This window comes from Cobetia sp. cqz5-12 (genome assembly GCF_016495405.1).
In the GTDB taxonomy this organism is placed as follows: domain Bacteria; phylum Pseudomonadota; class Gammaproteobacteria; order Pseudomonadales; family Halomonadaceae; genus Cobetia.
Genome location: NZ_CP044522.1, coordinates 2,065,726 through 2,085,562 on the forward strand (window position 1 = coordinate 2,065,726; position 19,837 = coordinate 2,085,562).

The 19,837-nt window shown below is 60.6% G+C and carries 20 protein-coding genes; 16 read left to right on the forward strand and 4 right to left on the reverse strand.

Annotated features, from left to right (window positions below; genetic code table 11):
- Positions 1-27 precede the first annotated feature (27 nt).
- The 13 genes from F8A90_RS08740 (at position 28) to F8A90_RS08800 (ending at position 11,952) form a co-directional block, all read left to right on the forward strand.
- The gene (locus F8A90_RS08740) at positions 28-252 is read left to right on the forward strand and encodes an FmdB family zinc ribbon protein (RefSeq protein ID WP_166017918.1); all 225 of its coding nucleotides are present in this window, start codon (positions 28-30) and stop codon (positions 250-252) included.
- 147 nt (positions 253-399) lie between these two features.
- Positions 400-2,187: an aspartate--tRNA ligase gene (gene aspS / locus F8A90_RS08745; RefSeq protein WP_043333603.1), complete on the forward strand. Its 1,788-nt coding sequence runs from the start codon at positions 400-402 to the stop codon at positions 2,185-2,187.
- Between the two features lie 288 nt (positions 2,188-2,475).
- Positions 2,476-3,054 (forward strand): crossover junction endodeoxyribonuclease RuvC, encoded by a 579-nt coding sequence (gene ruvC, locus F8A90_RS08750; RefSeq protein WP_166017922.1) that lies wholly within the window; start codon positions 2,476-2,478, stop codon positions 3,052-3,054.
- A 312-nt stretch (positions 3,055-3,366) separates the two neighbouring features.
- Positions 3,367-3,981, forward strand: coding sequence for a Holliday junction branch migration protein RuvA (gene ruvA, locus F8A90_RS08755; protein ID WP_043333607.1), 615 nt, complete (start codon positions 3,367-3,369; stop codon positions 3,979-3,981).
- 240 nt (positions 3,982-4,221) lie between these two features.
- Entirely contained in the window at positions 4,222-5,265 is a 1,044-nt protein-coding gene (gene ruvB, locus F8A90_RS08760) for a Holliday junction branch migration DNA helicase RuvB (RefSeq protein WP_200019790.1), read from the forward strand.
- The gene (ybgC, locus tag F8A90_RS08765; protein WP_166017926.1) at positions 5,262-5,696 is read left to right on the forward strand and encodes a tol-pal system-associated acyl-CoA thioesterase; all 435 of its coding nucleotides are present in this window, start codon (positions 5,262-5,264) and stop codon (positions 5,694-5,696) included. The genes ruvB and ybgC overlap by 4 nt, the downstream gene beginning before the upstream one ends.
- Before the next feature lie 135 nt (positions 5,697-5,831).
- Positions 5,832-6,509 (forward strand): protein TolQ, encoded by a 678-nt coding sequence (gene tolQ / locus F8A90_RS08770; protein WP_107336548.1) that lies wholly within the window; start codon positions 5,832-5,834, stop codon positions 6,507-6,509.
- A 14-nt stretch (positions 6,510-6,523) separates the two neighbouring features.
- Positions 6,524-6,970 carry a protein TolR gene (gene tolR, locus F8A90_RS08775; protein WP_054556687.1) on the forward strand — a complete coding sequence of 149 codons (447 nt, stop codon included), beginning with the start codon at positions 6,524-6,526 and terminating at the stop codon, positions 6,968-6,970.
- A 3-nt stretch (positions 6,971-6,973) separates the two neighbouring features.
- Positions 6,974-8,182 (forward strand): cell envelope integrity protein TolA, encoded by a 1,209-nt coding sequence (gene tolA, locus F8A90_RS08780; protein WP_200019791.1) that lies wholly within the window; start codon positions 6,974-6,976, stop codon positions 8,180-8,182.
- On the forward strand, positions 8,179-9,471 hold the full coding sequence (gene tolB / locus F8A90_RS08785; RefSeq protein ID WP_166017930.1) for a Tol-Pal system beta propeller repeat protein TolB: 1,293 nt from the start codon (positions 8,179-8,181) through the stop codon (positions 9,469-9,471). The genes tolA and tolB overlap by 4 nt, the downstream gene beginning before the upstream one ends.
- Positions 9,472-9,541: 70 nt before the next feature.
- On the forward strand, positions 9,542-10,051 hold the full coding sequence (gene pal, locus F8A90_RS08790) for a peptidoglycan-associated lipoprotein Pal (RefSeq protein WP_166017932.1): 510 nt from the start codon (positions 9,542-9,544) through the stop codon (positions 10,049-10,051).
- 138 nt (positions 10,052-10,189) lie between these two features.
- The gene (ybgF, locus tag F8A90_RS08795) at positions 10,190-10,975 is read left to right on the forward strand and encodes a tol-pal system protein YbgF (protein WP_166017934.1); all 786 of its coding nucleotides are present in this window, start codon (positions 10,190-10,192) and stop codon (positions 10,973-10,975) included.
- Positions 10,976-11,187: 212 nt separating this feature from the next.
- Positions 11,188-11,952 carry a YciK family oxidoreductase gene (locus F8A90_RS08800; RefSeq protein ID WP_166017936.1) on the forward strand — a complete coding sequence of 255 codons (765 nt, stop codon included), beginning with the start codon at positions 11,188-11,190 and terminating at the stop codon, positions 11,950-11,952.
- 238 nt (positions 11,953-12,190) lie between these two features.
- Here the strand turns inward: F8A90_RS08800 and F8A90_RS08805 are convergent, their stop codons facing one another.
- Entirely contained in the window at positions 12,191-12,871 is a 681-nt protein-coding gene (locus tag F8A90_RS08805; protein ID WP_200019956.1) for an HAD-IA family hydrolase, read from the reverse strand.
- 2 nt (positions 12,872-12,873) lie between these two features.
- Positions 12,874-13,635, reverse strand: a complete 762-nt coding sequence (gene ubiG, locus F8A90_RS08810) for a bifunctional 2-polyprenyl-6-hydroxyphenol methylase/3-demethylubiquinol 3-O-methyltransferase UbiG (protein WP_200019792.1) — start codon at positions 13,633-13,635, stop codon at positions 12,874-12,876.
- A gap of 225 nt (positions 13,636-13,860) precedes the next feature.
- Here ubiG and mtnA point away from each other — a divergent pair, with 225 nt between their 5' ends.
- From mtnA to F8A90_RS08825, 3 genes are all read left to right on the forward strand, one after another.
- On the forward strand, positions 13,861-15,045 hold the full coding sequence (gene mtnA, locus F8A90_RS08815) for an S-methyl-5-thioribose-1-phosphate isomerase (RefSeq protein WP_200019793.1): 1,185 nt from the start codon (positions 13,861-13,863) through the stop codon (positions 15,043-15,045).
- 184 nt (positions 15,046-15,229) lie between these two features.
- Positions 15,230-16,114, forward strand: coding sequence for a UTP--glucose-1-phosphate uridylyltransferase GalU (gene galU / locus F8A90_RS08820; protein ID WP_054556681.1), 885 nt, complete (start codon positions 15,230-15,232; stop codon positions 16,112-16,114).
- A 3-nt stretch (positions 16,115-16,117) separates the two neighbouring features.
- The gene (locus F8A90_RS08825) at positions 16,118-17,404 is read left to right on the forward strand and encodes a nucleotide sugar dehydrogenase (protein ID WP_166017940.1); all 1,287 of its coding nucleotides are present in this window, start codon (positions 16,118-16,120) and stop codon (positions 17,402-17,404) included.
- A 162-nt stretch (positions 17,405-17,566) separates the two neighbouring features.
- Here the strand turns inward: F8A90_RS08825 and F8A90_RS08830 are convergent, their stop codons facing one another.
- Positions 17,567-18,694, reverse strand: coding sequence for an alcohol dehydrogenase family protein (locus F8A90_RS08830; RefSeq protein ID WP_200019794.1), 1,128 nt, complete (start codon positions 18,692-18,694; stop codon positions 17,567-17,569).
- Positions 18,695-19,150: 456 nt separating this feature from the next.
- On the reverse strand, positions 19,151-19,735 hold the full coding sequence (locus F8A90_RS08835) for a superoxide dismutase (RefSeq protein WP_200019795.1): 585 nt from the start codon (positions 19,733-19,735) through the stop codon (positions 19,151-19,153).
- Between the last annotated feature and the right edge of the window lie 102 nt (positions 19,736-19,837).

The window sequence follows — 19,837 nt, forward strand, 5'->3', positions numbered from 1 at the left end:
TGACCAGTATTGTCAGGAAAGAAGACCATGCCGATCTATGAATACCACTGCAAGGCCTGTGGCCATCGGATGGACAAGTTGCAGAAGATCAGCGCTGCGCCGCTGACGGAGTGCCCGGAATGCAAGACGGACCAGCTCGAGAAGCTGGTCTCCGCCTCCGGCTTCCGTCTGGCAGGCAGTGGCTGGTACGAGACGGATTTCAAGTCCGGCAGCAAGAAGAATCTGGCCGGTGGTAGCGACAGCACCGCCTGATGCAGCTGGGATAGTGCGTCAGGCATCAGCGTGATGAGGGTCAAGGGCGCCCAACGGGTACCCTTGACCCTCATCGCCAACGGCAGGCCCTCTGAGACAGATGCGCATCAGCGCGTCGATCATGAATTTGAGCAACAAGGAATCAACATGCGCAGCCACTATTGCGGCAAACTGAACGAGACCCTGATCGATCAGGATGTCACTCTGTGCGGGTGGGTGCACCGCCGTCGCGACCACGGTGGCGTCATCTTCCTCGACATGCGCGACCGTGATGGCATTGCCCAGATCGTCGTCGATCCGGACACCGTCGATGCCTTCGCCACTGCCGACAAGGCGCGCAGCGAGTTCGTGCTGCGTATCAAGGGCCGCATCCGTCTGCGCCCGGAAGGCACCCAGAACCCGAACATGCCGACAGGCATGATCGAAGTGCTGGCCAAGGACGTCGAAGTGCTCAACACCGCACAGACGCCGCCGTTCCAGCTCGACGACCACAACAAGGTCGGTGAGGAAGTGCGCCTCAAGTATCGTTATGTCGACCTGCGTCGTCCCGACATGATCGAGAAGCTGCGTCTGCGCTCGCGCATCACTCACAGCGTGCGCGCCCAGCTCGAAGCCCTGGGCTTCCTCGACATCGAAACCCCGATCCTGACACGTGCCACGCCGGAAGGCGCACGTGACTATCTGGTGCCGAGCCGTACCTACGCCGGCAGCTTCTTCGCGCTGCCGCAGTCCCCGCAGCTGTTCAAGCAGCTGCTGATGGTCGCTGGTGTCGATCGTTACTACCAGATCGCCAAATGCTTCCGTGATGAAGATCTGCGCGCCGACCGTCAGCCGGAGTTCACCCAGATCGACCTCGAAGCCAGCTTCGTCGACGAGCAGGACATCATGGGCATGACCGAGACCATGATCCGTGGCCTCTACAAGGAAGTGCTCGATGTCGAGCTGGGTGACTTCCCGACCATGCCGTATTCCGAGGCCATCAGCCGCTTCGGTTCCGACAAGCCGGACCTGCGCATCCCGCTGGAACTGGTCGATGTCGATGACCTGATGAGCGGCGTGGACTTCAAGGTCTTCTCCGGTCCGGCCAAGGACGACAAGGGCCGTGTCGCCGCACTCCGTGTTCCGGGCGGTGCCAGCCTGTCTCGCAAGGAAATCGACGCCTACACCAAGTTCGTCGGCATCTACGGTGCCAAGGGCCTGGCATGGATCAAGGTCAACGAACGTGCCAAGGGCATCGAGGGGCTGCAGTCGCCGATCGTCAAGTTCATGGAAGACGTCGTGGATGAAGTGCTGGACCGCTGTGGCGCCGTCGATGGCGACATCGTGTTCTTCGGCGCTGACAAGGCCAACATCGTGGCCGAGGCCATCGGTGCGCTGCGCGTCAAGCTGGGCGAAGACCTCAACCTCTACACTCGCGAGTGGGCACCGCTGTGGGTCGTCGACTTCCCGATGTTCGAAGCCGATGCCAATGGCCGCCTGAGCGCGCTTCACCACCCGTTCACCGCACCGTCCTGCACGCCGGAAGAGCTCAAGGCCAACCCGGAAGCGGCACTGTCTCGCGCCTACGACATGGTCATCAACGGCACCGAGCTGGGTGGCGGCTCCATCCGTATTCACGATCAGGCCATGCAGCGTACCGTGTTCGAAGTGCTGGGCATCGGTGAAGAAGAAGCGGAAGAGAAGTTCGGCTTCCTGCTCGACGCCCTGAAGTTCGGCGCGCCGCCCCATGGTGGTCTGGCCTTCGGTCTCGACCGTCTGGTGATGCTGATGACCGGCGCCAAGACCATTCGTGAAGTGATTGCCTTCCCGAAAACCCAGAGCGCCGGCTGCATGATGACCGACGCCCCGGGCGTGGTCAGCGGTGAGCAGCTCAAGGAGCTGAACATCCGTCTGCGTCAGAAGGTCAAGGTCGAGGACGAAAGCGGTCAGGCCTGATTCAGCGGCGCATGACCGAGGAAGTGACTGGTGGGGCCGTCTGGACTGATTCGATCAGGCAAGGGCTGTCCCGCCGTGGGAGGTTTGCCCCTGTGACCTGATAGGCAAGGGGGGCAAGCAAGCCCGACAAGGCGGTGCGAGACTGTTTGCTGACGTTCACGTCAGGCGTTGACAGTGTCGCACCGCCTTTTTTGTGGCATGGTGGCTGGTTATATACACAGTAAAAGCGATGGCGCGATGATGACAGCGAAGACCGAAGACCGAAGGTGTGAAAGACGAGGCGGCAGCATGATCATTCTTGGCATCGACCCGGGTTCACGTCTGACCGGGTATGGGGTGTTGGATGTCTCTGCGGCTCAGCCTCGCTATGTGGACAGTGGCTGCATTCGCATGTCACAGGTCAGCCTGGATCAGCGTCTGGCACAGATCTATGCCGGTATCAGCGAGGTGATCGCCATGCATCGCCCTGCGGAATTCGCCATCGAGCAGGTCTTCATGTCCAAGAACGCGGATTCTGCGCTCAAGCTGGGCCAGGCGCGCGGGGCTGCTATCGTGTGTGCGGCCAATCACGGCTTGCCGGTATTCGAATATGGGCCGCGACAGATCAAGCAGGCCGTGACCGGCACCGGCGCTGCGGAGAAGTCTCAGGTGCAGCATATGGTCACGCATACGCTCAAGCTTTCCGCCACGCCACAAGCCGATGCCGCCGATGCGCTGGCCATCGCCTTGACGCATTGTTTCGCGCGTCGACGCCTTACGCCCGGCAATGACCAGCTGGAAGCCTTGGGATTGGGGAATACCAGTCGACGCAAGGGAACCCGCGTGCGGCGCAGCAGCAGTTGGCGAGACTTCGAGCCCGACGCCTGACATGCCGCTGAGCGACAAATGCGGTATTGTGCTCAATTAATAGCGATTTTTCAGTCACTTGTAGAGTGTCTGCCGAGTCTGGCAGCAGCCGATTGCGTGATGTGCCAAGCCGCGTGGCATCAGGCTTCGTGTCATTCCTCAAGGTATGACTGTCAGAAAGATGCGACAAATTCGTCGTGACACTGGGACATGCCGCCTACGCTTCATCTTTGGTAGGCTTGCCCGCATTGTAACAATCCGTGCAGAGGATCGGGCCTGCGAGCAGCAGGATTCCACCGAACACGTTCTCTGCCGAGCAAGGACAGCCGCAACATGATTGGACGTCTGACCGGGACATTGCTGGAAAAACAACCGCCGCAGCTGGTGCTTGATGTACAGGGTGTCGGTTATGAGCTGGAAGCTTCGATGAACACCCTGTTGGGCTTGCCGGCAGTGGGCGAACATTGCCAGCTTTACACCCATCTGGTGGTGCGCGAAGACGCGCAGTTGCTCTACGGCTTCGGCAAGGAGCCCGAGCGTCGTCTGTTCCGTGAATTGATCAAGATTTCCGGTGTCGGCCCGCGTCTGGCGCTGGCGATTCTGTCGGGAATGGAGCAGTCAGATTTCATTCGCTGTGTTCACGATGAAGATAGCCGGGCGCTGACACGTCTGCCGGGTGTCGGCAAGAAGACGGCGGATCGTCTGATCATTGAGATGCGCGATCGTCTCAAGCATTGGACGCTGCCGGCGGATGATGGTCTTGATGAAATGGCGCGTGCCTCCCAGCCACAGCCGCCGGTCACGCATCCTCTGGCGGATGCCGAAGCCGCGCTGGTGTCACTGGGCTACAAGCCTGTCGAGGCAGCCAAGATGCTCTCCGGTCTCGAGACCGGCGCCTCCACGGAAGCGCTCATCAAGGCGGCTCTGGCGCGCAAGATGGCCAGCTGACGCCCCGCCAGGGCAGCAAACATGCGCCCTATAGTTTCCGCCAAGGAAACGGCGCATCGTGATTGGATTTATTGACTAGGGGTTGGCAGGTTACTGGGGTAGAAAGTGCGCGCTTGAACGCAGATGCGCTAGATCGTTGCACAGCCCCGACAAACCTTGCCACCTGCCACTGACGCACGTTCATGGCCCATGACCCGCGTCATGTACGTGATCTGCGTCATCAGGAGTTGAGCAAGCATCATGATGGAGTCGGACCGACTGATCTCCGCGGCGACGCATGATCCGGAAGAGCGGATCGATCGTGCCAACCGGCCACGCACGCTGAGTGATTACATCGGACAGCCTATCGTCCGCGAGCAGATGGAGATCTTCATCAGTGCCGCGCGAGGACGAGGCGATAGTCTGGATCACACCCTGGTCTTCGGCCCACCTGGTCTCGGCAAGACGACACTGGCGCATATCATCGCCAGCGAGATGAGTGTCGATATCAAGTCGACTTCAGGGCCGGTGCTGGAGCGGGCAGGGGATCTGGCAGCGATGCTGACCAACCTGCAGGAAGGCGATGTACTGTTCATCGACGAGATTCACCGCCTGTCACCGGCCGTCGAGGAAGTGCTCTACCCGGCGATGGAAGATTACCAGCTCGACATCATGATCGGTGAAGGGCCCGCGGCCCGCTCGATCAAGCTTGAACTGCCACGATTCACCCTGGTGGGCGCGACGACGCGCGCGGGGCTGCTGACGGCGCCACTGCGCGATCGCTTCGGTATCGTCCAGCGCCTCGAGTTCTACGATATCGAGTCACTCACCGACATCGTGGCGCGCAGTGCCAGGCTTTCCGGCATGGAAGTCGAGATGGAAGGGGCGCTGGAGATTGCGCGTCGTTCCCGCGGCACGCCACGTATCGCCAATCGCCTGCTGCGCCGGGTGCGTGACTTCGCCGAAGTGCGCTCGGATGGTCGCTTGACCCTGGAAGTGGCCGACAAGGCGCTCAACATGCTCAATGTCGACAGCCACGGCCTGGATCACATGGACCGTCGACTGCTGTTGGCGATGATCGAGAAGTTCGATGGCGGGCCAGTCGGGGTCGATTCACTGGCGACGGCCATCGGGGAAGAGCGCGATACCATCGAGGATGTGCTGGAGCCCTACCTGATCCAGCAGGGCTTCATGATGCGCACGGCGCGTGGGCGTCTGGTCACACGCTCGGCCTATCTGCACTTCGGGATCACGCCACGTGAAGAGCAGGCGCGCCTGGGACAGGAAGGAAATGACGCGTCATGACATCTGAAGACGCAGGAAATACGTTGAAGGGTGAAGCTGCATGTTTTCACCACACTGTGCGCGTCTATATCGAGGATACTGATGCCGGTGGCATTGTCTACTACGTGAATTATCTGCGCTTCATGGAGCGCGCCCGCAGTGAATGGTTGCGGGCGAAGGGCTTCACGCAGCAAGCCTTGCTTGAAAAAGGCATTCAGTTGGTAGTACACAGTGTAACAAATCGTTATCTTCGTCCGGCGTATCTGGATGACCTGCTGACCGTGACGGCAACGGCAGGCGCATTGCGCGGTGCACGCTTGACGTTCACCCAGAAGGCGCTGCGCGGTGAGCAGATCTTGAGCGAAGCCGAAGTCGTGATTGCCTGTGTCGATGCCACGACCTTGCGTCCCAGACGCTGGCCCGGGGAATTGCTTGCGGCACTTGAGGTCTGAGATCACGAGGCGCAGATGAGGCCGCGGTCAGCCAGGCGCTGAGACGTCAGGTTGATGAACAGATTATTTATCGTGTCACTGATTGACGGTGGCACAGACTGAACCAAGTAAAGAGGGATTTCCGTGGAAGATTCGATGTCGATCATTTCGCTGTTCGTGAACGCCAGTCTGGTCGTTCAGGCAGTCATGTTGCTGTTGCTGGCAGCTTCCATTGCATCCTGGGTGGTGATCTTTCAGCGCGGGATGGCATTGTCCCGTGCCAAGCAGGCCTACGCGGCCTTTGAAAAGCGTTTCTGGTCCGGGGTCGACCTCAATCACCTCTATCGTGAGTTGCCGACAGATGAAGAATCCACGCCGGGCGCGTCTGGCGTCTTTCGTGCCGGTTTCCGCGAGTACAGTCGCCTCAAGCCAAAGTCCAGCAATGCCGATGCAGTGATGGATGGTGTGCAGCGCAGCATGCGCGTCACGTTGTCACGTGAAGAAGAGCGTCTGAACGTTCACCTGCCGTTTCTGGCCACGGTCAGCTCCGTCAGCCCCTATGTCGGTCTGTTCGGCACCGTGTGGGGCATCATGGGCTCCTTCCAGGCGCTGGGCACGGCTCAACAGGCAACTCTGACCACCGTTGCTCCCTGGATTGCCGAGGCACTGGTCGCGACCGCAATGGGCCTGTTTGCGGCTATCCCGGCCGTCATCTTCTACAACCGTCTGGCTAGCCGTGCTGACCAGCTGCTGGGTCGCTATGAAGACTTCGCCGAAGAACTTCACTCCATTCTGCATCGTAATCTGCACGGTCGTGGCAGCAACGACGCTTGAAGGGAGGCGAGTCAATGAAAGGACCGTATAGCAGAGGTCACAAGCGCAAGCTGTCCTCCGAGATCAATGTGGTGCCCTTCATCGACGTCATGTTGGTGTTGCTGGTCATCTTCATGATCACCGCGCCGATGATGACGCAGGGGGTCCAGGTCGAATTGCCCAAGGTCACCTCAAAGCCGATCGACAATCCCGATGACGTGACGCCATTGATCGTCTCGTTGGACGATAGCGGCAATTACTACATCGACCTGGGGTCGGATGAAGACAAGCGCACCCCGGTGGCATTGGACGAACTGGGTAGCAAGGTCGCGTCCATCGTGGCCGAGAAGCCCAAGACGCCCGTGTTGGTGAAAGGTGCCAAGACAGCCCCCTATGGCGATGTCATGGGGCTGATGAGCACGCTGCAGGGTGCAGGTGTTCCCAATGTCGGGCTGATTTCAGAACCACCGACCGAGGGCTGATGGATGAGTCAGCCAGAGATAGAACAGCGGGTCGGGTTGGGATTGCCTGTGGTGCTGGCCGTTGGCCTGCACCTGGGCATCCTGATTCTGACTCTGGTGAGCTGGCCGGAATCCGAGCCGGAAAAGACCAACACCACCATCGTCAACGCGACACTGGTCAGTACCGAGACCACGACCAATCAGGCCCAGCAGGCGAAGTCGAGCAAGGCGCGTGATGCGGCCGAAGAATCCGATCAGCGCCAGAGCGCCAAGGAAGAAGCGGCCAGAGAGGCAGAGCTTGCAGCGGAGCAGCAACGTAGCGCCGCCGAGGAGAAGGCGGCTGCCCAGAAGGCTCAACAGCAAAAGGCGGCTGAACAGGCCAAGGCAGCGGAGCAGTTGAAGGCTGAGCAGGCGGCGGCAGCGGCGGCCGAGAAGGCCAAGGCAGAAGCGGCCAGGCGTGCAGAGGAAGCCAAGGCGATTGCACTCGATCGCAAGAAAGCCGAGGCGGAAAAGCAGGCCAAGGCCGATGCCTTGAAGAAGGCGGAAGCCGAGAAGGCAGCCAAGGCCAAGGCGGAAGCCGAAAAGGCCGCCAAGGAAAAAGCCGCAGAAGAAGCCCGCAAGAAAGCCGAAGCGGAGAAGGCGGCCAAGGCCAAGGCCGATGCTGAAGCCAAGAAGGCGGAAGCCGAGAAGGCAGCCAAGGCCAAGGCGGAAGCCGAAAAGGCCGAGAAGGAAAAAGCGGCCAAGGCGGCAGCGGACAAGGCCGCCAAGGAAAAGGCAGCCAAGGCCAAGGCGGCGGAAGAAGCGCGCAAGAAAGCGGCTGCTGAAGCTGCACGCCAGAAGGCACTCGCCGAGAAAGCGGCTCAAGCCTCTGCCGGCTCGCTTGATAGCCTGATAGACAATGAAAGTGACGCCATCAGTGGCGCCAAACAGGCCGCTCAGGCAGCCAATGGCTTCGAGAACCTGCTCAAGAAGTATGTCGGACAGAATTGGAATCGACCCTCGGGCTCCGTTCCCGGTATGACGGTCACGCTGAGAGTGTCATTGTTGCCGACAGGTGAATTGGTATCGGCAGCGGTCAGCAAGAGCAGTGGGAATGCCGCCTTTGATCGTTCCGCGATTCAGGCGATCCAGAAAGCGGCACCGTTTACCGAGATGCAGGATCTGCCAGCTGGTGCCAAGAGCCAGTTCCGAAACTTCAACCTGTACTTCAATCCAGAGGACCTGGGCCGATGAGACGATTGACCGCATGGATGATGGCAGCCGCCTTGCTGGCAGTGACCAGCCTGGCAAGAGCTGACCTGACCATCGAGATTACCAAGGGCAATGACAGCGCTACACCTATCGCCGTCGTGCCGTTCGAGAATCTGACCGGGGGGAGTCTTCCGCAGGACCTCGCACGCATCATCTCCGATGACCTGGCGCGCAGTGGCCAGTTCGACCCGATCAAACGCGATAATCTGATCGCGTTGCCGGGCACGACGCAGGACGTCTTCGTCAATGACTGGAAGCGCCTGGGGGCCAGTTACCTCGTAGTGGGTCAGGTAAAGACGGCCAGCAATGGCGGTTATAGCATCCAGTATGAGCTGATGGATGTGCTGGGCAACAAGCGCATGCTTGGCGAAGTCATCACCGGGAGCAATGGTGAGCTGCGCGCGCGTGGCCATTATATGAGCGATGAAATATTTGAGGAAATCACTGGAATTCGCGGTGCTTTCTCGACAAAAATCGCATACATTACCGCCAATGGTGTTGGCGACAATATTCGTTTTGCTCTGTACGTGGCGGATTCAGATGGCCACAATAGTCAGGAGATTCTGGCGTCCGATGAGCCGATCATGTCACCGGCATGGTCGCCGGATGGCAAGAAGCTGGCCTATGTCAGTTTTGAAGCCGAACGTCCCGCTATCTATGTGCAGGAATTGGGTAGTGGTCGTCGTGCAAAACTGACAGGTTTCCGTGGCATCAATGGTGCCCCGGCCTGGTCGCCGGATGGACGTAAACTGGCGATGGCACTGTCAAAGGATGGCCAGCCGGAAATCTATGTGATGGATATTGCCAGCCGCCAGTTCCAGCGTCTGACCAACAATCCTGCGATCGATACCGAACCGGATTGGTTGCCGGATGGCAGTGGTATGCTGTTCACTTCTGATCGTGCAGGCTCCCCACAGATCTATCGTCTTGATCTGTCCGGCGGCACGGAACGAGTGACGTATACCGGCAATTACAACTCCCGCGGGCGCATCTCACCCGATGGAGAGAACCTGTTCATGATCAACCGCGCAGGCAACGGTTATCAGGTTGCCAAGCAAGATCTGAAGAGCGGTCGGGTTACCTCCCTGACCGATACTCAGTGGGATGAATCACCAAGTGTTGCACCGAATGGCACTATGGTGATATATGCCACTCAGCAAGGAACCCGCGGGGTCCTGGGCCAGGTGTCGGCAGACGGAAGGGCACAATTCTCCCTGCCGTCAGCACAAGGCGACGTGCGTGAACCTGCGTGGTCGCCGTTCCTGAACTAAACCACTAGAATGCATCCGAGCCACCAAGAAAGGCTTGGCATTCGTACCCATTAGAGCAAGGAGTTTTACAATGCAGTTCACCCCGTATGCAAAAGGTCTGTTGGTTGCCCTGTCCCTGAGCGTCATGGCAGGTTGTTCCAGCAGCGGCGGCGCTCAGGACGGCGACATGGATTCAGCCAACAGCGGTGCGAACACTGCCGGCATGAACACTGGTGCCAACAGCAACGCCAACCAGATGAGCAACGCCGCCATGCCTGACGTGCGTACCATCTACTTCGCCTTCAACAAGGACACCATCCGTCCTGAGTTCGAAAGCGTCCTGATGGGTCACGCTCAGTATCTGAAAGCCAACTCCAGCGCCAATGTCGTTCTGGAAGGTCACGCTGATGAGCGCGGTACTCGTGAATACAACCTGGGTCTGGGCGAGCGTCGTGCCAAGTCTGTCGCACGCTTCCTGACTGTCCAGGGCGTGTCTCCGTCACAGATCGAGATCGTCTCCTACGGTGAAGAGCGTCCGGCTGTCCAGGGCCACGGCGAGTCTTCCTACGCCAAGAACCGTCGTGTGGTCTTCGACTACTAAGAACGGTTCATCTCCTCGGCTCCCTCAGGAGGCGCGGAGACGCTAGAAACTTGTGTTGAGCTGGCCCGGGCAAGAGGCGTGTCCTTGAACCCCGGGCTTGCTTGCGCGATACCATGATGATTCGGCGGAGCCGACAGCATGAAACACAGCCTGAAAGGGTTGTTCGGTGCGGGAGCCTTGTTGCTCCCGTTGTCCGTTTTGGCCGCACCGACGGTCGAGGACCTCACTGGGCAATCAAACTCGCTCTATCAGCAGGCCAATACTCGTTTGAGTGGCGGCGGCACCCTGACCCTTCTCAATCAACTCGACGAACAGGCACAGGAAATTGCCCGACTTCGCGGCCGGATCGATGAACTGGAATACCAGTTCAAGCGTCTGACCGAGATGTCACAGCAACGCTACCTGGATCTGGAACAGCGGGTTTCTGGCGGCGGTTCCGCCGGGGAGAACGGTCAGGTTGTCGATTCACAGGCAGCGGCGGCAGTCACTGGCGGCGCAAGTGCCGGTGGTGCAGCTAGCACCAATGGCACCAGCAATGCCGACAGTGGTGCAGCTGCCCAGAAGGATTACGAGAATGCCTTCGCCAAGGTTCAGTCTCGCGATTTCGACGGTGCCATTGTCGCCTTTGAAGCCTTCGTGGTGGACCATGGGGATTCCAATCTCGCAGCCAATGCCCATTACTGGCTGGGTGAGCTGTACTCGGCCAAGAACCAGCTGGATGCTTCAGCCCAGGCCTTCGATACCGTGATCAGCGAATTCTCGCAATCCAACAAGGTGCCGGATGCGATGTACAAGCTGGGCCTGGTCAAGGCGCGTCAAGGCAAGGCGCAGGAAAGTCGCTCCCTGCTCGAGAAGCTGGTCCAGCAGTATCCGGACAGCAAGGCTGGCACCATGGCCAAGGACTTTCTGTCCTCCGGCGCCTGAGTGCCCGTGGCGATTGGTCACCAGTATTCCCCAAAGCCCGCGCTTGGTATTCTACCAGGTGCGGGCTTTGTGTTATGCGCTCAGTAGGTCATGCCATCGACAGGCGGCTCTGGGGCGCTTCATTTGATTCATGTGGCAAAGCAAGTACTACCGGTGAAGAAGCAGTGACATTCATCGGCCGTTGACGACAGATCTCAGACAGGGATATCACCATGGCAGAGTGCAAGATCGACTATCAGGCCCCGGACGACATGCTGAAAGGGCGAATCATTCTGGTGACCGGGGCGGGGTCCGGCATTGGCCGTGAAGCGGCAGTCGAGTATGCGCGGCATGGGGCGACGGTGATATTGCTGGGCAGGACCATTGCCAAACTGGAAGAAGTCTACGACGAGATCGAGGCCTTGGGGGCACCACAGCCGGCCATCTATCCGCTCAACTTCGAAGGGGCCTCGCTCAAGGATTATCAGCAGATGGCTGATACCCTGAATACCGAGTTCGGTCGTCTGGATGGCCTGCTGCACAACGCGAGCCTGTTGGGAAAGATCACTCCGTTCGAACAGTATGATCCGGCGCTGTGGGAGCAGGTCATGCAGGTCAATATCAATGGCCCCATCTGGATGGTCCAGGCATTGCTGCCGTTGCTCAAGGCGTCGAAGGATGCCTCCGTCGTGCTGACAAGCTCCAGTGTCGGGCGCAAGGGGCGTGCCTTCTGGGGCGCCTACAGTGTCTCGAAGTTCGCCACTGAAGGCTTCTCGCAGATGCTGGCGCAGGAACTGGAGAATACCAGTCAGGTGCGCGTCAATACGCTCAATCCCGGTGGGACGCGGACCCCGATGCGCAAGTCGGCGTTTCCGGCCGAAGACCCCGATACCCTGCGTACGCCCGCCGACATCATGCCGACCTATCTATGGTTGATGGGGCCGGACAGCCGTGGTCATACCGGCGAGATGTTCGACGCCCAACCGCCGAAAGCCTGAGCCATCAAAGTTGAGCCATTGTCGGCTGTCATCTCGCTGGCCGGCGAGTGACGCCGCCAGGCGGGCCAATCGCCACGCCTCACAACAAGAACGCCGACGGCCATGGCCGTCGGCGTTCTTGTGTCTAACTGTTTGTGTCTAGCTGCTTGTGTCTATCTTCTGATGCTCATCTGCGGATCACCTGCTTGCGAGGGCCGGCTTGTGTGAGCTTCGTGCGAGCTTCGCGTGTGTCGCTCGGTCAGCGCAGGTCCGCTGCCCGCAGTGCGGCATTGATGACCTCTTCCGATGTGTCAAACCACACATCGGCAGGCCAGGCATCCACATCGTCGCCCTCGCGGACATAGCCGTAGCGCACCGCGACCGCCAGCATGCCCGCTGCACGCGCCGCCTGCATGTCACGGTCATGATCCCCCAGGTACCAGCACTCGGAGGCATTGACGCCGAGGCAGCGCGCCGCCTCCCACAGGGGCTCTGGATGCGGCTTCTTGACCGGCAGGTCATCGGCACACAGCAGGCAGCCGGGCGTGAGCTTGAGCGCGGCGATCAGCGGCTCGGCGAACTGACGGGGCTTGTTGGTCACGATGCCCCACGGCAGGCCTGCGCGTTGACAGACCTCGATAAGTGCGTCATAGCCCGGGAACAGCACACTATGAGCCGCGACATCGCGGGCATAGAATTCCAGCAGACGAGTGCGTTCGGTGGCATGCTCGGGATGATCGAGCTCATGGCCCAGGGCCAACGTCACCAGAGCGCTGCCACCATGCGAGACCTCGGCGCGAATCACGTCATAGTCCAGTGCTGGCAGAGTGTGGTGCCGACGCAGCTCATTGGTGGCGCGCGCCAGGTCCGGCGCGGTGTCCACCAGGGTGCCATCGAGATCGAAGATCAAGGCGGCGGGACGAGGTAGTGCTGCCGGCAGGCTCACGCAAGCTCTTCCTCGGTGGGACGACGAGTGTGCATCAGGTAGTTGACCGACAGGTCGGAGGAATTCAGGCGATATTTGCGCGTCAGCGGGTTGTAGGTCATGCCGGTGGAGCCTTCCATCTTGAGGCCAGCATCGCGTGTCCAGCGCCCCAGCTCGGCCGGACGGATGAACTTGCGATACTCGTGGGTGCCACGCGGCAGCATCTGCAGCACATATTCCGCGCCGAGAATCGCGAAGGCATACGCCTTGGGATTGCGGTTGATGGTCGAGAAGAACACCGTCCCCCCGGGCTTGACCAACCGTGCGCAGGCCGCGATCACCGAGGATGGGTCCGGCACGTGCTCGAGCATTTCCAGACAGGTGACGACGTCGAACTGGCCGGCCATCTCTTCTGCGGCAGCTTCGGCGGTGGTCTGGCGGTAGTCCACCTCGACACCGGACTCCAGCTGATGCAGGCGGGCAACGGAAAGCGGCGCATCACCCATGTCGATACCCGTCACCTGGGCGCCACGATGCGCCATGGCTTCGGAGAGAATGCCGCCGCCGCAGCCGACGTCGATCACGCGCTTGCCTGCCAGGCCAGCATGGGTGTCGATATAGTCGACCCGCAACGGATTGATGTCATGCAGCGGCTTGAATTCACTATCACGGTCCCACCAGCGACTGGCCAATGCCGAGAACTTGGCGATCTCGCTGGCATCGACATTGCCCAGATGGTCCTGGGGCTGGGCATCTTGCTGGGTGTCGTTATCGCTCATCTTTGCATCCTTACCGTTACGGAAGTGCTGTTCGGGAAGTGGCAGGCCTGTACAGGCACCTTACCCTCGGGCACGATTCCACCATTCTAATCCGACTACCGTCGCGGGTCAGCGTCCAGCGCAAAAAACTCATCATGACGGGCACTTGCGTTACGATGGGGCGGGGCGTCGCGCCACGCGCGATGACCAGTCGTCATTATTGTCATGTAGCAACGGGGAGTGGTCATGAGCCTGGTTCCGATTCGCTGGGTAAGCCAGCAAGAGTGTGCGTCGCGGGAAGAAGACACGGCAGGCACCCCGCCCGATGCCAGCGCTGACGTCACTCGTGATGTCACGTCTGATGTCGCTCAGCCGGCGGTGAAGCTTGCGCTGCTCGACCAGCGTCTGCTGCCGGGTGAGACCCGCGAGGTGCTGCTCGAGGATGCACGCGGGGTCGCGACTGCCATTACCGACATGGTCGTCCGCGGTGCACCGGCCATCGGGATCGCCGCCGCCTATGGCGTGGCGCTGGAGGCTTTCGTCATCAACCGCGAGGGCGGCGACTGGCAGTCACGCCTGGCCAGCGCCTGTGATGTGCTGGCTGCCTCGCGCCCGACAGCGGTCAACCTGTTCTGGGCGCTGGATCGCATGCGCAAGGTGATTGCCGCACACGCCACCCGGTCGCAGGCCCCGTATGAGGCGCTGCTGAAGGAGGCCGTGCGCATTCATGAGCAGGATCTGGACGATAACCTTCGCATGGCTGAGTTTGGCGCCCAGGTGATCGCGGCCTCCCTCGCGCAAGGCGAGACGCGGTGCGAGGTCATGACCCACTGCAATACCGGCGCGCTGGCCACCGGCGGTCACGGCACGGCGTTGGGCGTGATCCGTACCGCCTACGCCCAGGGCATTGTTGGCCGCGTGCATGTCAACGAGACACGCCCCTGGTGGCAAGGTTCTCGCCTGACGGCGTGGGAGCTGGTGCAGGAGAAGATACCCGCGCGTCTGGCCGTGGAAGGAGCAGCCTCGCTGATCATGCAGCAGGGTGCCCGGACGCCGGAAGGGGTGCGCTGGTTGATCGTCGGCGCGGACCGCATCGCGGCCAACGGCGATACCGCCAACAAGATCGGTACCTTCTCGCTGGCCGTTCAGGCCCGCGCCCACGGCATCAAGGTCATGGTGGTGGCTCCGCTGGCCACGTTCGACGGCACCCTGGCCAGTGGCGCGGACATTCCCATCGAGACGCGCGACGCCGCCGAGCTGCGCGAGGCGGGCGGACGTCAGATCGCGCCGCAGGACATCGATGTCTTCAACCCGGTCTTTGATGTCACGCCGCATGAGTATATTGATGCCATCGTCACGGAACATGGCGTGGTAGAGTCGCCTGATAGCGACAGTGTGGGTGCGCTGCTCGGGCGCGCCATGCGCCGCTGATGGCATTTCAGAGGGTGTAGCGCTTGGCAAGCCTCGGATAGTGCAGGAATTTCGCACTCCTTGATCAAACTGGCATAATCTCTGCCTATGATGAAGGATGGTCGTTGATTGTCTTCGACGGCAGTAACCCGGTAGAGGTCCTTCGACGGGCCTCACCACGACATAGACACAAGGAAGACGCTACATGATACGCAAGGCTGTTCTGCCTGTTGCCGGTCTCGGCACACGTTGCCTCCCGGCCTCCAAGGCCATCCCCAAGGAAATGATCACCATCGTCGACAAGCCGGTGATCCAATATGTGGTGGAAGAAGCGGTCGCAGCCGGTATCAAGGAAATCGTGCTGGTTACCCATTCCAGCAAGAATGCCATCGAGAACCACTTCGACAAGCACTTCGAGCTGGAAACCACCCTGGAAGCCAAGGGCAAGCTCGAGCTGCTCGAACAGCTGCGAAACATCATTCCTGATGACGTCAAGATCATCAGCGTGCGCCAGCCGGAGCCGCTGGGTCTGGGCCACGCCGTGCTTTGTGCCAAGCCGATCGTCGGTGATGAGCCGTTCATCGTCATGCTGCCGGACGTGCTGGTCGATGGCGAAGGGCTAGAGAAGAATGACCTGGCGCGCATGATGGAGGCCTATGAAGCCACCAATGCCGCCCAGATCATGGTCGAGAATGTCCCGCAGGACATGGCCTACAAGTACGGTATCGTCGCGATCGACGGTGACACGCCGGAAGCCGGCAAGTCCGCCCTGATCAATGGCATGGTCGAAAAACCGGCCCCGGGCACCGAGCCGTCGACCCTGGCGGTCATCGGCCGTTATCTGTTGCCGGGCCGTATCTTCGAGCTTCTGGAGAACACTCCGCCGGGCGCGGGTGGTGAGATCCAGCTGACCGATGCCATCGACACCCTGCGTGACGACAAGGCCGTCGCGGCCTACCGCATGGCCGGTGATACCTACGATTGCGGCCATCAGCTGGGCTATCTTGAAGCGACGCTTTCCTTTGCCAAGCGTCACCCGACCTTCGGTGAAGGCTTCCGCGAGCTGCTGACTCGCTACCAGGAGAAATAAGCCATGCAGGTGCTGGTGCACGGAAGCGAACTGGCGGCGGCAACGGCCAGCGCCGCTCTGGCGAGCGTGGGTCACCGCGTCTGGTGGTGGCCGCATGAGGACATGGACTGGGCTGCCTTGGAACGCGTCGACTGGTTGAACAGTGAGCCAGGCCTGCGCGAACGTCTTGATCGCCACCGGGAGCGCGGCGATCTCACCCTGGTCGAGGACCTCGCGTCACTGCGGCGCATCGATATCCACTGGATCGCCGTCTCGCCGGATCAGCGGGAAAGCGCGCTGAGCCGTGTCGAGCAGCTGGTGGCGACCCTGGATGAGCCGCTGGTGCTGGTCAACAACTCGACTTTCCCGGTGGGCACGACCGAGCGTTTCGAGGCGTTGTTGCCGCGTGACGACCAGTACGCCGTCGCCTTGCCGGACATGCTGGAAGAGGGCCGTTCACTGGCCACCTTCGAGCGTCCGGCCCGCTGGTTGCTGGGCAGCGAGGCGGAACCTGCCACCCTGCGGGTGCAGGAGCTGCTGCGTGCCTTCAATCGGCGTGAAGATGTCTTCCAGATCATGCCGCGCCGTGCCGCCGAACTGACCAAGCTCGCCATCAATGGCATGCTCGCGACGCGTATCAGCTACATGAACGAGGTGGCGGGTCTCTCCGACTCCCTGGGCGTCGATGTGGAATATGTGCGTCAGGGCATGGGCGCCGACCCGCGTATCGGCTTTGGCTATCTCTATCCGGGCTGTGGGTTCGGCGGCCCGAACTTCTCGCGTGACCTGATGCGTCTGGCCGATGTCCAGCACCAGACAGGGCGTGAATCGATGCTGCTCGAGCATGTGCTCGACATCAACGAGGCCAAGAAGGAGACGCTGTTCCGCAAGCTGTGGCAGCACTTCGATGGTGAATTGCGCGGCCGTACCGTGGCGATATGGGGCGCGGCCTTCAAGCCCGGTACCGCGCGTATCGATCATGCGCCGGTCTTGACCCTGCTCGAGGCGCTGTGGGCCCAGGGCGTGCGCGTACGCGTGCATGATCCCGCGGCCTTGTCGGCGCTGGGTGAGGCCTGTGGTGCGCATCCGTTGCTGGAGCTGGTCGATGGCAACATGTATGACGCTCTGGAGGGTGCTGATGCCCTGATGCTGGTCACCGAGTGGAAGTGCTACTGGAACCCGGACTGGCAGCGTCTGAAGCGTGAGCTGGGTGCGGGTCTGGTGCTCGATGGCCGCAACATCTTCGACCCGCGTTATGTGGCAAGCCAGGGACTGGTCTATCGCGGCATCGGCCGCCGTGCCAGCCCCTGACGGGCATTTTTGTGGGTCAGGCTGACGCGCTCTCTTTCAGGTTGACCCTTTCGTGCTCGGTACGTAAAAGCCCTCATCCGGTTCCGGATGAGGGCTTTTTGTCCTGGCCTCAGTTTTTACATCATGAGCGCCAGGCTATTCCTGCAGATCGCCGAGCTGTCTTCAGGCCCAGGGCTCGAGCACGAACTTGCCCACGTGGCCCTTGCTGAGAAACTGCTGTTGCGCGCTTACAATTTCGGTCAACGGGAAGCTGGCCGCGATCAGCGGGCGAATCTCGCCTTGCTCCACATAGCGGATCAGATTGGGGAAGGTGGCTTCACACCAGGCAGTGGTGCCGAGCAGGCGCAGGTTCTTGAGGTACAGGTCGCGCAGATCCAGTGTCACCATCGGGCCGGCGATGGCGCCGGTGGTCACCAGACGGCCGCCACGTGAAAGCAGCTTCATCATGATCGGGAAGTTGTCGCCAGCGACATTGTCGACCACCAGGTCGACGCTTTCGTGGCCTAGCAGCTCGAGCAGGTCGGCCTTGCGGTCCAGAAGTCTGTCGGCACCCAGTTCTGCCAGGGCCTCATGCTTGGCAACGCCCGCCACGGCATACACCGTCGCGCCACGGCGCTTGGCAAGCTGCAATGCAGCGGAACCGACCCCGCCCGAGGCGCCCAGAATCAGCACACGCTCGCCCGCCTTGAGCTCTGCCTGTTCGAGCATGTTTTCCGCCGTGCCGTAGGCGCAGGGCAGGGAGCCAAGCTCGACATCGCTCCAGTCACAGTCCACCGCGAACACTTCACTGGCGCGCACGCTGACGAATTGCGCGAAGGCGCCGTCGAAGTCCGAGCCCATCCATTCATTTTCCAGTGAGTCCCAGCCCTCGCTGCGCATGCAGGAGCGTACCAGCACGCGCTTGCCCAGCAGGCTGGCATCCGCATTCGGGCCCAATGCCACCACCTCGCCACAGCAATCCGTGCCCTGTATCAGGGGGAAGGGCGTCTCTCCCTTCCAGCCACCTTCCGGCGGCGCCGGCTTGTCAGTCGCCGCATCTGCGTCCGCGTTGTCATGCACGCTGCTCGCTTGTTGGGTCGCGGTGGTGATCGTGGAGGAATACCAGCCCAGACGCGTATTGATCTCGGTGTTGTTCATGCCAGCCGCCAGCACCTTGATCAGCACCTCGCCTTCACCGGGTGTCGGCACCGGGCGCTGCTGCGTCTCGAGGCATTCATAACCCCCATGGCCGGTGGTCACGATCGCCAGCATGGAGTCGGGCAGAGAGGAGGTCGAGGTGTCAGTGGGCATCGGTATTCCTTTTTCCAAAGTAGGTATTTCGCGCAGTCAAAGAATGCATTTCAAGCAGTGTGTGCCAACAATGTCGTCGAGTCTCTTGTCGTCGAGTCCCTGTGAGCGTGCAAGGGGACGCAACGAGGTAGAGCATACGTTCTACTTATCAGTCATTAGATAGGGGCGCCGCCGTCATTTGCAAGTCGAGAGACGAGATTCTTCTCCTGGTGGTGCATACCCAAGCGTAGCCAAGCCTTGCGTGTAGCAGGCTCGCGGCTGGGTGACGTTGTCTTGAACGAAAAAAACCCCGCCAGGTGGCGGGGTTTTCAGAGCAGGGCATCCAAGCGTCATATCAGGGTGACGTTGAATGCCTTGGCTCAGCTGGAGTTCCGAGCGGTAAACGACTCGGCTTCCTGAGGCTAGCGAATCTCGGTCTTGCAAAGCACGGCCTAGCCAGACTCAATCTGGAAAAGCTCAGGCTGCGAAGTTCTGCGCAGCGAATTCCCAGTTGATGATGTTCCAGATGCTTTCCAGGTACTTCGGACGCGCGTTGCGGTAGTCGACGTAGTAGGCGTGCTCCCAGACGTCGACGGTCAGCAGCGGAGTCTGACCAGACTTGGCGATCGGGGTGTCAGCATCGTCAGTGTTGACGATTTCCAGCTCGCCCTGGGTGTTCTTGACCAGCCAGGTCCAACCGGAACCGAAGTTGCCAGCGGCGGAAGTGTTGAAGGCTTCCTTGAAGTCAGCAACGGAGCCCCACTTGGCCACGATGGCGTCTGCCAGCGGACCGGACGGCTCGCCACCACCATTCGGGGACAGGCAGTGCCAGTAGAAGGTGTGGTTCCACACCTGAGCCGCCTGGTTGAACAGACCACCCTGAGCGCTCTGGATGATCTCTTCGAGAGATTTTTCTGCGTCAGCAGTGCCTTCGACCATGCTGTTCAGCTTGGTGACATAGGCTTGGTGATGCTTGCCGTAATGGTACTCAAGGGTCTCGGCAGAGATGGTCGGCTCGAGTGCGTTCTTTTCGTACGGCAGTGCTGGAAGTTCAAATGCCATGGGGATCAGCTCCTTTTCCTCACCAATTGGGTCGTACTCTGCCTTCGTGGGGCTTGGGGCTGAGTATTTCAATGCCTGACCCTCCATCGCATGATGGAAGAG

Coding starts and splice junctions, on each gene's coding strand:
- F8A90_RS08740 (WP_166017918.1), top strand. CDS start 28: ATGCCGATCTATGAATACCACTGCAAGGCCTGTGGCCATCGGATGGAC.
- aspS (WP_043333603.1), top strand. CDS start 400: ATGCGCAGCCACTATTGCGGCAAACTGAACGAGACCCTGATCGATCAG.
- ruvC (WP_166017922.1), top strand. CDS start 2,476: ATGATCATTCTTGGCATCGACCCGGGTTCACGTCTGACCGGGTATGGG.
- ruvA (WP_043333607.1), top strand. CDS start 3,367: ATGATTGGACGTCTGACCGGGACATTGCTGGAAAAACAACCGCCGCAG.
- ruvB (WP_200019790.1), top strand. CDS start 4,222: ATGATGGAGTCGGACCGACTGATCTCCGCGGCGACGCATGATCCGGAA.
- ybgC (WP_166017926.1), top strand. CDS start 5,262: ATGACATCTGAAGACGCAGGAAATACGTTGAAGGGTGAAGCTGCATGT.
- tolQ (WP_107336548.1), top strand. CDS start 5,832: ATGTCGATCATTTCGCTGTTCGTGAACGCCAGTCTGGTCGTTCAGGCA.
- tolR (WP_054556687.1), top strand. CDS start 6,524: ATGAAAGGACCGTATAGCAGAGGTCACAAGCGCAAGCTGTCCTCCGAG.
- tolA (WP_200019791.1), top strand. CDS start 6,974: ATGAGTCAGCCAGAGATAGAACAGCGGGTCGGGTTGGGATTGCCTGTG.
- tolB (WP_166017930.1), top strand. CDS start 8,179: ATGAGACGATTGACCGCATGGATGATGGCAGCCGCCTTGCTGGCAGTG.
- pal (WP_166017932.1), top strand. CDS start 9,542: ATGCAGTTCACCCCGTATGCAAAAGGTCTGTTGGTTGCCCTGTCCCTG.
- ybgF (WP_166017934.1), top strand. CDS start 10,190: ATGAAACACAGCCTGAAAGGGTTGTTCGGTGCGGGAGCCTTGTTGCTC.
- F8A90_RS08800 (WP_166017936.1), top strand. CDS start 11,188: ATGGCAGAGTGCAAGATCGACTATCAGGCCCCGGACGACATGCTGAAA.
- ubiG (WP_200019792.1), bottom strand. CDS start 13,635: ATGAGCGATAACGACACCCAGCAAGATGCCCAGCCCCAGGACCATCTG.
- mtnA (WP_200019793.1), top strand. CDS start 13,861: ATGAGCCTGGTTCCGATTCGCTGGGTAAGCCAGCAAGAGTGTGCGTCG.
- galU (WP_054556681.1), top strand. CDS start 15,230: ATGATACGCAAGGCTGTTCTGCCTGTTGCCGGTCTCGGCACACGTTGC.
- F8A90_RS08825 (WP_166017940.1), top strand. CDS start 16,118: ATGCAGGTGCTGGTGCACGGAAGCGAACTGGCGGCGGCAACGGCCAGC.
- F8A90_RS08830 (WP_200019794.1), bottom strand. CDS start 18,694: ATGCCCACTGACACCTCGACCTCCTCTCTGCCCGACTCCATGCTGGCG.
- F8A90_RS08835 (WP_200019795.1), bottom strand. CDS start 19,735: ATGGCATTTGAACTTCCAGCACTGCCGTACGAAAAGAACGCACTCGAG.